At 58.6% G+C, this 11,587-nt stretch carries 11 protein-coding genes and 2 pseudogenes; 9 read left to right on the top strand and 4 right to left on the bottom strand.

The features are described from left to right. The 6 genes and pseudogenes from ACYJRZ_RS31465 to ACYJRZ_RS31440 all read left to right on the top strand — a co-directional run. The coding region (locus ACYJRZ_RS31465; RefSeq protein WP_459465390.1) for a transposase at nt 1-217 on the top strand (217 nt) is incomplete at its 5' end. Between the two features lie 454 nt (nt 218-671). Continuing rightward, nucleotides 672-1,121: a MarR family winged helix-turn-helix transcriptional regulator gene (locus ACYJRZ_RS31460; protein WP_459465388.1), complete on the top strand. Its 450-nt coding sequence runs from the start codon at nt 672-674 to the stop codon at nt 1,119-1,121. A 35-nt stretch (nt 1,122-1,156) separates the two neighbouring features. Next, nucleotides 1,157-1,723, top strand: coding sequence for a cysteine hydrolase family protein (locus tag ACYJRZ_RS31455; protein WP_459465386.1), 567 nt, complete (start codon nt 1,157-1,159; stop codon nt 1,721-1,723). A 2-nt stretch (nt 1,724-1,725) separates the two neighbouring features. Beyond that, nucleotides 1,726-2,055 (top strand): hypothetical protein, encoded by a 330-nt coding sequence (locus ACYJRZ_RS31450; RefSeq protein WP_459465384.1) that lies wholly within the window; start codon nt 1,726-1,728, stop codon nt 2,053-2,055. Next, on the top strand, nt 2,052-3,269 hold the full coding sequence (locus ACYJRZ_RS31445; RefSeq protein WP_459465382.1) for an MFS transporter: 1,218 nt from the start codon (nt 2,052-2,054) through the stop codon (nt 3,267-3,269). The genes ACYJRZ_RS31450 and ACYJRZ_RS31445 overlap by 4 nt, the downstream gene beginning before the upstream one ends. Nucleotides 3,270-3,280: 11 nt before the next feature. After that, nucleotides 3,281-3,502, top strand: a pseudogene (locus tag ACYJRZ_RS31440) (SDR family NAD(P)-dependent oxidoreductase); the annotation flags it as partial. A 278-nt stretch (nt 3,503-3,780) separates the two neighbouring features. Here the strand turns inward: ACYJRZ_RS31440 and ACYJRZ_RS31435 are convergent. After that, the gene (locus ACYJRZ_RS31435) at nt 3,781-4,782 is read right to left on the bottom strand and encodes an SDR family oxidoreductase (RefSeq protein ID WP_459465392.1); all 1,002 of its coding nucleotides are present in this window, start codon (nt 4,780-4,782) and stop codon (nt 3,781-3,783) included. A gap of 125 nt (nt 4,783-4,907) precedes the next feature. Here ACYJRZ_RS31435 and ACYJRZ_RS31430 point away from each other — a divergent pair, with 125 nt between their 5' ends. Next, nucleotides 4,908-5,783, top strand: coding sequence for an alpha/beta fold hydrolase (locus ACYJRZ_RS31430; RefSeq protein ID WP_459465380.1), 876 nt, complete (start codon nt 4,908-4,910; stop codon nt 5,781-5,783). Between the two features lie 261 nt (nt 5,784-6,044). Here the strand turns inward: ACYJRZ_RS31430 and ACYJRZ_RS31425 are convergent, their stop codons facing one another. Both ACYJRZ_RS31425 and ACYJRZ_RS31420 read right to left on the bottom strand, forming a co-directional pair. Then, on the bottom strand, nt 6,045-6,533 hold the full coding sequence (locus tag ACYJRZ_RS31425) for a GNAT family N-acetyltransferase (RefSeq protein ID WP_459465378.1): 489 nt from the start codon (nt 6,531-6,533) through the stop codon (nt 6,045-6,047). A gap of 29 nt (nt 6,534-6,562) precedes the next feature. Beyond that, nucleotides 6,563-7,507 (bottom strand): DMT family transporter, encoded by a 945-nt coding sequence (locus ACYJRZ_RS31420; RefSeq protein WP_459465376.1) that lies wholly within the window; start codon nt 7,505-7,507, stop codon nt 6,563-6,565. 88 nt (nt 7,508-7,595) lie between these two features. Here ACYJRZ_RS31420 and ACYJRZ_RS31415 point away from each other — a divergent pair, with 88 nt between their 5' ends. After that, a complete protein-coding gene (locus tag ACYJRZ_RS31415) occupies nt 7,596-8,216 on the top strand; it encodes a CGNR zinc finger domain-containing protein (RefSeq protein WP_459465374.1) in 621 nt (206 codons plus the stop codon). 402 nt (nt 8,217-8,618) lie between these two features. On the opposite strand, the gene ACYJRZ_RS31410 is transcribed toward ACYJRZ_RS31415, so the two are convergent. After that, nucleotides 8,619-10,667 carry a hypothetical protein gene (locus tag ACYJRZ_RS31410; RefSeq protein WP_459465372.1) on the bottom strand — a complete coding sequence of 683 codons (2,049 nt, stop codon included), beginning with the start codon at nt 10,665-10,667 and terminating at the stop codon, nt 8,619-8,621. A gap of 613 nt (nt 10,668-11,280) precedes the next feature. On the opposite strand from ACYJRZ_RS31410, the pseudogene ACYJRZ_RS31405 reads away from it, so the two are divergent. Further along, a pseudogene (locus ACYJRZ_RS31405) lies at nt 11,281-11,587 on the top strand (hypothetical protein); the annotation flags it as partial.

The following is an 11,587-nucleotide window of genomic DNA, read 5'->3' as shown; positions in this document are numbered from 1 at the left end:
GTTACAGGCGAAGGGGATCACTCCCTGCATTCCCGGTCGGAAATCCCGGACCACGACCATCAAATACGACAAACGCCGCTATAAACGGCGCAACCGAATAGAGATCATGTTCGGGCGTCTCAAGGATTGGCGGCGTGTCGCTACGCGCTATGACAGGTGCCCAATGGCTTTTCTTTCCGCCATCGCTCTCGCTGCAACCGTTATCTTCTGGCTCTGATCAACGAGTCCTGACTCTAGTGTCGGGTCATTCCGGACGGAGGCGTTTCGATGAATGCTGGTGTCATGCAACGCCTCCTCTGATTGATTTGCAGCGATGGAAACTACTTACCGGACAAATTCGAGTTTGCCAAGCCGATTTTTCTACTTTGTGGGGAAATATGCGCGAATGCCACACCATTTCGGACAGAGATTAGACGGAGTCAACCTCGATGTCGATCACCAGACAATTTGACTGGACTCTATGTGGCGTTGGCTGCAGCCGGCGTAAGGCATCGACAAAAGATAAGTCGAGCTTGCCATATCATTGAAAGTTCAGGCTCTTCATCTTCAGTGTATCGATATGCAAATTCGGCACATAGATCTCCCGTGCCTTCATCGCGCCCGCTCTTGGCGCGGATGGTGTATGAAGTTAATCTTTACAGTTTAGCTTCATATATGGTAGAGATACTGCCATGATCGAGAACGCCGCCAAATCACCCCTCGCCTCCACTGTCGCCGAAGAGCTCAGAGGCTTCGCAAGCAAGCTGAAGCGCAAGCTGCGCGAGCAGGGCCATGCCGGAGACCTGACGCAAAGCCAGGCATCGGCCCTCGTCCGGCTGGAAAAGGAAGGGCCGATGACCACCTCGGCGCTGGCGCGCGCAGAAGGCATGCGTCCGCAATCGATGGGCGCGCTACTCTCGGCGCTAGATGCGATGGGCCTCGTCTCAGGAATGCCCGACCCCTCGGATGGCCGGCAAACCATTCTCTCGCTGACGGACCGCTGCCGCCGCCTGATCCAGGAAGGCCGCGCCGCCCGCCAGGACTGGCTCAGCCGGACCATCGAAGCCAGGCTTTCGCCCGAAGAGCAAGGCCAGGTGCTGGCCGCCATCGGCCTGCTGCAGCGCCTGGTCGAGCAGGATTAGACCGTCCTTTCCTTCCTCCCACCGTAGGATATTCCATGGCCCTGACCGCATTGGATCCACAGACCGCTCTGATCGTGGTCGATCTCCAGAAAGGGGTCATGAGCGCGGCCTTCATCGAACCGATCGCCCCCGTTATCGACCGCGCCGTAGCGCTTATTCGAGCTTTCCGGCACCACGATCTGCCCGTCGTCCTCGTCAACGCCGCCGGCACCGCGCCGGGACGCACGGAGCAGCCCAGGCGCCACACCGGCCCGCTGCCGGACGGCTTTACGGACTTCATTCCCGAGCTCGACCGGCAGCCCGGCGATCTCGTCGTGACGAAATACAGCTGGGGCGCCTTTGCGACGACCGACCTCGACGCCCGTCTCAAATCCCTCGGCGTCACGCAGGTCGTGGTCATCGGCGTCGCGACCGGAACCGGGGTCGAGGCGACCGCGCGGCAGGCCTTCGAGGCCGGATACAATGTCGCGCTCGCGATCGACGCCATGACCGAAACCCGGCCCGAGGCCCATGCCTACAGCATCAAGAACGTCTTTCCCCGGCTCGGCGAAACCGCCAGGACGGAAGAGATCATGACAGAACTCGCAAAGCGGAACGCTTAAGGATGAACCTCCTTCATACTCTCTCGCTTCTTGCCGGCGGTGCCTTTCTGATGAATGCAATTCCGCATCTCGTCAGCGGCGTTCTCGGCCGGCCCTTCCAATCGCCCTTCGCCGACCCTACCGGCGAAGGCCTGTCATCGTCGACCGTCAATGTCCTGTGGGGCTTCGCCAATCTCGTACTGGCCTATCTGCTTCTCATTCGCTTTGGCAGCGTAAATTGGGATGGCACCACGGATGTCGCCGCCGCGGGCCTCGGGGCTTTCGCCATCGCCCTGTTTTGCGCGCGTCATTTCGGCCGGTTTCATGGCGGTAACGCGCCGGAACGACAATGACGCGACAGACGCTGCGGACTTTCCGGTCGCTCCGCCACTACAATTACCGGCTCTGGGCGGCGGGCGCACTCGTGTCGAATATCGGCACCTGGGTCCAGCGAACCGCACAGGACTGGCTGGTCTTCGCCGAACTGACGCGGCATAACGGCTCGGCTGTCGGCATCGTCATGGCTCTGCAGTTTGCGCCGCAGTTTCTGCTGCTTCCGTGGTCGGGTCTTGCCGCCGACAGTCTGAACCAGCGCAAGCTCTTGATGGCGACGCAGGCGACGATGGGCGCGCTCGCGCTGGCGCTCGGTATTCTCACCGTCACGGGCCTGGTGCAACTCTGGCACGTCTATGTCTTCGCCTTCCTGTTCGGCAGCGCGGCTGCCCTCGACGCGCCGGTCCGCCAGACCTTCGTCGCGGAGCTGGTCGGCGACGACGATCTGCCGAATGCGGTGGCGCTGAACTCCATGTCGTTCAATCTCGCGAGGATGATCGGCCCGGCCGTGTCGGGCGTCGCGATCGCCACGGTCGGCACCGGATGGGGCTTTCTCGCCAATGGCGCATCCTTCCTGGCTGTCCTGATTTCTCTGATGCTGCTGCGGCTGTCAGAGCTGCGGCCGAACAGACGGGCGCCACGTGGCAAGGGCCGCTTTGTCGAGGGCCTGCGCTATGTCCGCGGCCGCCCCGATCTCGTGGCGATCCTGTTCATGCTGTTCTTCATTGGCACCTTCGGCCTGAATTTTCCGATCTTCGTCTCGACAATGGGCGTGCGCATCTTCCATGCCGGTGCCGCTGGCTACGGGCTGTTGTCGTCGATCATGGCGGTCGGGACGATCACCGGCGCATTCCTGAATGCCGGCCGCGACCGCATCGAATTCCGCAATCTGATCTTCAGCGCCACCGTGTTCGGCCTCGGCTGCGAGCTGGCAGCACTCGCGCCCGGCTATTGGCTCTTCGCCGCAGCGCTTGTCGTCATCGGCGTTGCCGCACTCTCCTTCACCAACGCCACCAACAGCCTGATGCAGCTTTCGACTGAGACTGCGATGCGGGGGCGGGTGATGGCGCTGCGCGTCGGCATCGCGCTTGGTGGCACACCGATCGGAGCGCCCATTGTCGGCTGGGTGGCCGACCACGAAAGCCCGCGCTGGGCGATGGCCATTGCGGCAGCATCCGGGATCATCGCGGCGACGATCGGCGTCTTTGCCAAACAAGAAGCAGGTCGGAACTAGGAGCTGAGAGTACAGTCGCGCCGCTAACGGGAGCTACCAGGCCCCATTTTGAACAGACCTTCGCTGTGAAGCAGAAGGCCCTTCCCATTTTCAAAGGCAGGGGATCGATCATTCTGAACTCTTCGGTCTCGAACGTTATGGGGCTGCCAGCATTCAGCGCCTACGCCGCAACCAAGGCAGCTGTTCGCAGCTTCTCGCGGTTCTGGACCCTGGAGCTGAAGGATCGCAATATAGGCTAAACTGATGAGTAAAGAGACGGACACATCTCTTTCAATAGTTACCAGGAACTTTCCAAATGATGGGTGGTTTTAGCACTGGAAGGGCTCGCCGCCTTCCTTTCGATTCTCCTGACCGACGCCGATAGCTGCTCGCTCGCGGCTATCGGCATTCCCTCAATACAAAGATGTCTCATCACATACATCCTGGAAACCAGACATTCCGCCGTGTCCTTCAGGGAAAAGAGCCTCGCCTTCGCGCAGGCCCATCTTGATCGCCCAGAAGCGGACGAGTTTTACGGCTGGCCGCCGCCGCCCGCCGCGCCGTAGACCTGTCCGGTGGCGTAGCTCGCCTGCGCGTCCGCAAGCTGCACGTAAATCGATGCGAGTTCCGCGGGCTGACCGGGACGGCCCATTGGCGTGTCGCCACCGAACTTTTCGAGCTTTTCCATCGTCGCTCCGCCGCTGACCTGAAGCGGCGTCCAGATCGGACCAGGCGCGACGCCGTTCACGCGAATGCCCTTCGGACCGAGCTGCTTCGCCATCGATTTGGTAAAGTTCATCATTGCCGCCTTGGTCATCGCGTAGTCGATGAGGTTAGCCGAGGGGTCATAGGCCTGCTCCGATGTCGTCTGGATGATCGCCGATCCTGGCTTCATGTGCTTGAGGGCCGCTTTCGTCAGGAGGAACGTCGCATAGATATTGGTCTTCATCGTCGCATCGAAGGCCTCGTAGGTGATGTCGTCGATTGACTGGGCCTGCTGCTGCCGCCCGGCGTTATTCACGAGAATGTCGAGACCACCCAACGCCTTGACTGCTTCGTCGACGAGTTTTTCGCAGAAGGCGGCGTCACGCAGATCGCCGGGCAGCGCCGCGCCCTTGCGGCCTTCCTTCTCGATAAGCGCGATGACTTCCTTCGCATCGGGCTCTTCGTCCGGAAGATAGTTGATGGCGACGTCTGCGCCTTCGCGAGCGTAGGCGATGGCTGCGGCGCGTCCCATGCCGGAATCCCCTCCGGTGATCAGCGCCTTGCGTCCGACGAGACGGCCCGAACCCTTGTAGGAGGTCTCGCCATGATCCGGCTTGGGGTTCATCTTGCCGGCAAGGCCGGGAAACGGCTGGCTCTGCTTCTGGAACGGCGGCTTCGGGTACTTCGTCGTGGGATCGTCCATATGCGTGTTCTCCTGCATGTTCGAAGCCGACCAGGCGGCGATGGGAAAGACCGACGCCGTGAGCATCGTGCTTGCCGCCGCAAGGACGGATCGTCGGCTGATCGGAAATGGGTGCTGGGGTCTCATCATTGCCTCTTCGGCGTGCCGGGCGCGACTGTTCAGGGCACCAACTCAGGTGACGCTGCAATGTTCCAGGTGTCGGAACCAAGTACCGCCTTTCTGTGTTGCTGGATCGAACCAGGAGTATCGTCATGCCGCACCTCGACACTCACGACCTGCAGATTGCTTTCGAAGAATGCGGAGCACACCATGGTGATCCCGTTCTCTTGCTGCACGGATGGCCCGACGACGCCTCCACTTGGAAAGCTGTGTCGTCAAACCTGCAGCACCGAAACCTTCGCCTCATTGCGCCTTACCTGCGCGGCTTCGGCGCATCCGTTTTCCGGAACGACATGGCATTGCGGACCGCGAACGGCGCAATTCTCGCAATGGACGCGATCGCCCTGATGGACGGTCTCGCGATCGAACGGTTCTCCGTCGTCGGTCACGACTGGGGTTCGAACATCGCCGAAGCGCTCGCCATTGGATGGCCGAACCGGGTCGACAGAATGGCGCTTCTTTCCTCGCTGCCGCGCTTTGGCGGACTGAAGACGCCGCCGTTTCGGCAGGCGCAGCGCTATTGGTATCATTGGTTCATGGCAACGAAGCGCGGCGCCGATGCCATCAAGAGGGATCCGCGCGGGTTCGCGCGGATTCAATGGGAAAACTGGAGCCCCGACGGTTGGTTCGACGACGAAACCTTCGCCACCGTGTCGAGATCCTTCGACAATCCGGACTGGGTGGCCATTACCCTCCACAGCTACAGAGTTCGGTGGGGCGAAGCCGAGCCCGATCCACAAAGCGTCTGGCTCGAGGACCGCATCAGGGAGACGCGATCCCTTTCACTTCCGACGCTCTACTTTCAGGGCATGGAGGACGGCGTCAATCCGCCGGAACTTTCCGAAGACCTCCACAAGAGGTTTTCCGGTCCCTTCGACAGGATCGTCCTTCAGAACGTTGGCCACTTCCCGCAGCGGGAAGATCCGGAAACAGTGGCTCGGGAGCTGACGATCTTCCTCAAAGGGTGAAGCCGACTCCAGGTTCAAGCCGCCGAAGATGTCATCACCGTTGCCAATCACCTTGCCACCTCGACGTCGGCAGTGCGAAACTCCGCTCCACGGTGAAGAGTGCGTCCTTTGTCCGAGCCGCGGGCTCGAACTTGTTCCATTACGGCTTTTACTCAAAGTACCCTGCTCTTGAACAGTTCCGAACTGACGACCGGCAATTGCGGTAATCAGCCAGATCTCCTGGGCTATGCTGCTCGCTTCCCGGGCGATCTGCTCTAGCTATCATTCACGTCGAGCCTCGGAACTTGTTTTGCCGAACGTGAGACGCATTTCCGCGGCAGGCTGGAAGCCGAGAGACGCGTAGACCGACTTGCCGGCTTCCGAAGCATGCAGCACGACAGCAGTGCAGCCGATCGACCTAAGATATTCGACAGCGAGCTGTGTCAGCCGTCGCGACATACCCTGGCGGCGGTACGCCGGCTCTACGAAGACGCTCCATATATAGCCGCGCTTGTGCACATCTTGCCGAAGGACGTCCGGATAGGGGGAGAGATGAACTTGGCACGAGACGGACCCAGCAGCGGTCGCGCCGTCCAACGCGATGAATGTAGCAAGCTCGCAGCTGCTCCTACCCTCTTCGATGAAACGACGGACCTTCAGCTGGGGGTCGAGACAGATGTGATCCTGCGGAGTGCCGTAACTGTCCCAGATCGCCAGGTAGTGCGTAATCAGGATATCGTCATGCTCTGGCGTCGCCTTCAGGTATTCCATCGTTCGGGCCTTTCTATTGTGCCCCAACGTCAGCTTTCGACCGGCGCACGTCTGGCGTTCGGCGCCTCGACCATGGCGAGATAGGCGCCAGTCAGCATGACGATGATGCCAATGACGTCGGAAACCGCAACCTGTTCGGAAAAGAACAGCGTGCCGAGCACGACGGCAATCACGGGAGATACGAAGGCATAGCTGCCCGCTCGGGAGGCGCCGATGTCCCGCAACAGCCGCATGTACGTCGTATACCCGACCAGCGAGCCAAAGATCACAAGGAAGAACCAAGCCGTCCAGGCACTCGTGCCCCAGTTTCCTGAAACAGCGGCCACAGCACCCGGCTCGAATATCAGTGCAGCCGCCATCAGCGCGAGGCCACCGAACAGCGTCGTGATACCGGCAACGAAAACCGCTGGATAGGATCGCAGCAACGGTCGGGCCAGCACCGAGCCGTAGCCATAGGTAAACGCCGCCGATGAGACCGCCAGGCCGCCCCATAAGCTCGCACCATCGAAGCCTGCCGACTTCGATCCGCTTCCGTCTGCCGTTGACGGCCAGAACAGAACCACCAAACCAGATACGCCGAGCGTGATTGCCAATATCCGCCTGACGTCGAGCCTTTCCTCCCGCAACAGCAAGGAGAAACACAAAAGAGCGATGGGTGTCAGCGACATCTCCAGAACCGCGGCCGTGCCCGTGTCGATATACTGCATGCCCCAGAACAGGGGTCCGTAACATAAAGTGATCATCAATATGCTGACGGCGATGAACCGGATGCCATCTTCGATCTTCAAGCCCGCCGCCTCGCCCTTCATCCAGCCATAAACAAGCAGCAACAGCCCTGCCGCGGTGAAGCGCGTTGCCGCGAAAAGCAACGGTGGAACGGCTTCGATGCCCGCTTTGCTCGCGATCCACGTGCTGCCCCAGATGACGCACAGCATCAGAAAGCGGAGCTGATTCCTGTTCAAACGATAGGCCATGGGGTTTCCAATTCATGTAACGATTAAATATGCTATAGACCGTTACAACTAGCTCTTGCCCAAATCGTTCCGCGATCCGATATTCCTTATGATGACAAGACAGAAAAACATTGGCGAGATCAGCCTGCTCGGCGGCCACCCCGCACTCGACTTCGTCAACACGGTCGATAGCCGTGGTGAGCGATGGGGTCCGGAATTCTTGAATAGCTATAGCGACTTGGTCGCCTGGGCTCTGCGGCTTGAGGTCATTGACGAGGAAGAGCAACGCGCCTTGCTTTTGCTGGCGACAAGGGCACCTCCTGAAGCGAAGAAAGAGTTGAACCACGCCCGTGAACTGCGAGAGGCCCTGCATAGGATTTTTTTGACGGAAGCTGGCGACGAGCTGGTTAGCGAAAAAGACCTTGAGCTGCTTGACGAGGTTGCAAGGCGCGCGCAGGCGCGCCGCAGATTGGTCAACGTCGGTGACACGATCGAATGGCGGCAATCGCCTGCTAACCATCTGGACGCAATTTCAACTCGCGTCGGCTGGCTGGCCGCGGACTTGCTGACATCGCGACTGGATCGCCGTCCGATCCGGGCATGCGAAGGTCCGAACTGCGGTTGGCTTTTCCTCGACCACTCACGCAATGGTCATCGGCGCTGGTGCTCTGACAGGACGTGTGGATCACATGCCAGAGTGCGGAAGTTCCGGGCCGTGCGAGCTGGGTAAATGACGCGGCCACGGACAGCAAGGTTCACGCGCAAAAGGAGATAGAGCCATGTCGGTAGCTGCAACCACCTTTTCAAAATCATTTCGCACGGGACCGCGCCGATCTGCAGCTCGGGGACATGATCGCTATCGGCTGCCCGTCCAATTTTGAAGTTGGTTCGAATCGACGTAGTACGCGCTCACCGTGTTCCCAAATGTTGGGCACGATCATGAACCCAGATCGCGGGCAGAGAAGAAAAAAGTGGTCCGCCGGTTCAGCGAGCAAGTGCTGCCAATGATGGGGAAGAGCCTGTAGCCTGTTGTGGGAACACAATACTCCAAGCGCATGCGCCGGAACGTTTCCACATCATCGGTGCCGATCAGCCCGCTGGGTTGAACTGCCTTGCCCCTTCGATCCCTTTCTCAACGATTCTTCAGAGAAGCCTGAGCCAGCCGTCGGGCGGCCTGTTTCTTTCGCTTCGTATCGAGGCGGGCCATAAACTCGATGGTTCGATCGATGCTTTTCGAAATGAGCCGCGGCACCAGATGCTCCTTTGAGCGAGCAAGGGAGCCCATGTACCAACTTGTAACCGCGCCCTTGGACTTTCTTTTCAAAGCGAACAGCGCAATGTCCATGCTCGTGACAGGCTGGGCAAGTTCTCGATATTTAACATGATTGACGTCCTCGTGATGGAGAACCCCGCCATACGCCTCGGCCTCTGCCCATGTCGGCGACAATCGAAAGTGACGATAGGCATGCAATGCCGCGCTCTTGAGCGCCGCGTACACCTCTTCGGGGCTGTAATGTTCAAGCTCGATGGCATCGATGAGATATTCGACAAATCGAAGTGCAATCGCTTGCTGCTGACGAGCGCCCCAGGAGATCAGGACATCGTCTTCCTTGATTGGAGGCATGCAAGCCGGCTTGCCGTCTTCGTCAAAACCAAACCCTTTCACGCTGGTGTGGTCGGCGGCCGCCATGACCTCAAGCACGGAGGTCTTCCACGGCGTCGTGGTCGTCCAGATGCGGGTCTTATTCTCGGGGCCGAGGACGGTATTGCTCATTCCCATATAGTAGCCCACGAGATCAACCTGATCGCCGACAACTCGCTGCAGGCGCAGCTGCGTATTACCCCGCCAGCCCAGATCGACGATGTAGGCTTCCGCCGATGAGAACATGCCCACGGCTTCAAGATAGCCGAGCGTTGCTGTGCGCGCGGCTCTCACTCGGGCCCGCAGGGGATCGAGAAGTTCGGCGCGCAGCAACGCCTCTCGCAATCCACCTTTCTCACTTTCCGTCAACGACCCGGATGGTGCATCAGCTGAGATTCCTGCAATGCGTGAAGCCGTTGTGATCTCTTCGTCTGAATATTTCAGCGAGGTCAAGGCTTCCGACAGGGTGATGTGGTCGTAATAGGCCAGTGCCAGGGCCTGAGCGACCATTTCTCCGTCATCGTCGGGCAATGCCGGCAACAGAAAGGCCTGGCGCGATGCGTAGGTGTAGCGCGCGTCGATATCGGCGCCGAGCCAACGGGCTAGGCGCTGGCAGATCGGAACCATGAGCTGGCCATCGCGGGCGAGAAAGTGAATTGTGCGGCCACCACGAGCCTGAACGTCGAGCAAGATCCACAGGACATAGGCGGCAAACAACGGGCCGACCACGCTCGCGGCAGCGGTCAATATCCCTTCCTTTACGGGGTCGTCCTGACCCAAACGCGCGGCACGCGCCGAGCCGGCGATGGCGGAGGACAGAAAATCTCCGTTCCCGGAAGCGAAGAGAACGCGCTCCCGGGTCATCCAGTGGGAATCGGCGAATAACTGTGCATTCCATCCGCTCGCCCGCGCATTTTGCAAATCGCTAACGACATTGTCTCCCAGGTGTTGGAAAACCGCGCTCTGCCCCCCCCTTTGACGAGCGACATGGCCGAAGAGGGTGCCTTCAAACTTGCTCTTGAGTTCTTCACTGGATGCTATGATGTCGAGCGGCTTGGGATAGCCGCACTGCGTGAGAAGCGCCTCGACCTGTGCTGATGAGAAGTATGTGTCGGAGAGAAAGAGAGTGGGACTATTCTCCCTCATCAGCGCGGATACGCGCTGCCGCGTGGATGCGATCGGTCGAATGAGGCGAAGCTCCTCCTCCAGCTCCGTCTTCAACGCGATACGCGCTTCTTCCGCTCCCAGATCAAGCGCGCGGGACAGCCGGCCATAGATCTCGTCCAGCGTGACTTCCCGGTGGGGCACAGTGAGGCGTTGCTGATACTCGGCATCTGCGCGAGCATACATCCATTCGGTGTCGCTGAGGCTGATAATGCCTCGCTTACGAAGTTTTCTTCCGATGATGAGGTGGATATGCTCCGGAGAGTGAATGAGGCGACAAACGGCCGTGTCGAATACGTCAAAACTGAATTGAACATCTCCGCTATGTGTCTTTTTTGGAGACGGCTCCGTAGCCGTCGTCTTCCCATTTTCCATCAGCGATACCCCACATTGCGGCAGGTTTACCCTGCAAGATGGCGTGCAAAGCAAAATTGGGGGTCATCGCGGAGTTTGTTCTAAGACTTGGCTAAGCTGATCGTTCATCGAATTAGAAGACTATCGATCGCGATCCATGCCACGGACAGGTCGCGCTACGAGGCAAATTTGCCGAAAAAGATCATTCACAGTTATGGAATGTTCAAGGATCCGGAGGCTGTTTCGGGACAACGCTTAGCATGACGTTTAGAGCAAGTTCTACGATGACCAGCCAGTCTTGAAAAGAATAATACGATATTTAAATATATTTCAAGAAAATTTTCACTTATTACGACAAGTTTTACTGTATTTTAATTTCACATTATGAACTATTAATTCGAAAAATCAGAAAATTCATTATTTTATCGGCGTACTGTAAATTTATTAGTTATATATGGAACAGAAATTCGAGTGAATTCTCAATCTATATTTATATTTTACATGATATATCCGTATTTGTGTAGTTAGATCATCGGCGGATCGGCTCGTCTTCTGGTGAGCGCCAGGTTGATTGCGAACAAATTACGACTGTGTCGATTATTACTATTCCGGTGAACGCCGAGGGAGTTTTCTCGTGCTGCGGCCAAGCCTCGACGAGGTCTACAAGAATTTTGGCGAAATCGGCCTGATTTCCACCGATGTATTCGAGGTCGAGAAGGCCGCTCTTCGCGCAAACGCCTGGCTTGCTGCCGTGCTCCGGCAGTGTCGACAGGCAGAAACCCGTATCGTCGCCGTCAGCGATACTGCGCTTTCCGCTGCGGAGCTTACAGCGCTGATCAATCATTTTCATGGCGGGAGGGGTCTCGGTCCGGCCCTAAAGACTGCAGAGCGGTCGCCAGCGATAAGCTGCCTTCGAAAACCCGTTTATGAGTTGCGCCGTT

This window comes from Rhizobium sp. No.120, from assembly GCF_054558365.1.
This window is presented reverse-complemented; position numbering and strand designations above follow the sequence as displayed.

Coding starts and splice junctions, on each gene's coding strand:
- ACYJRZ_RS31455 (WP_459465386.1), top strand. CDS start 1,157: ATGGCCCTGACCGCATTGGATCCACAGACCGCTCTGATCGTGGTCGAT.
- ACYJRZ_RS31445 (WP_459465382.1), top strand. CDS start 2,052: ATGACGCGACAGACGCTGCGGACTTTCCGGTCGCTCCGCCACTACAAT.
- ACYJRZ_RS31410 (WP_459465372.1), bottom strand. CDS start 10,667: ATGGAAAATGGGAAGACGACGGCTACGGAGCCGTCTCCAAAAAAGACA.
- ACYJRZ_RS31430 (WP_459465380.1), top strand. CDS start 4,908: ATGCCGCACCTCGACACTCACGACCTGCAGATTGCTTTCGAAGAATGC.
- ACYJRZ_RS31415 (WP_459465374.1), top strand. CDS start 7,596: ATGATGACAAGACAGAAAAACATTGGCGAGATCAGCCTGCTCGGCGGC.
- ACYJRZ_RS31420 (WP_459465376.1), bottom strand. CDS start 7,507: ATGGCCTATCGTTTGAACAGGAATCAGCTCCGCTTTCTGATGCTGTGC.
- ACYJRZ_RS31425 (WP_459465378.1), bottom strand. CDS start 6,533: ATGGAATACCTGAAGGCGACGCCAGAGCATGACGATATCCTGATTACG.
- ACYJRZ_RS31460 (WP_459465388.1), top strand. CDS start 672: ATGATCGAGAACGCCGCCAAATCACCCCTCGCCTCCACTGTCGCCGAA.
- ACYJRZ_RS31435 (WP_459465392.1), bottom strand. CDS start 4,782: ATGAGACCCCAGCACCCATTTCCGATCAGCCGACGATCCGTCCTTGCG.
- ACYJRZ_RS31450 (WP_459465384.1), top strand. CDS start 1,726: ATGAACCTCCTTCATACTCTCTCGCTTCTTGCCGGCGGTGCCTTTCTG.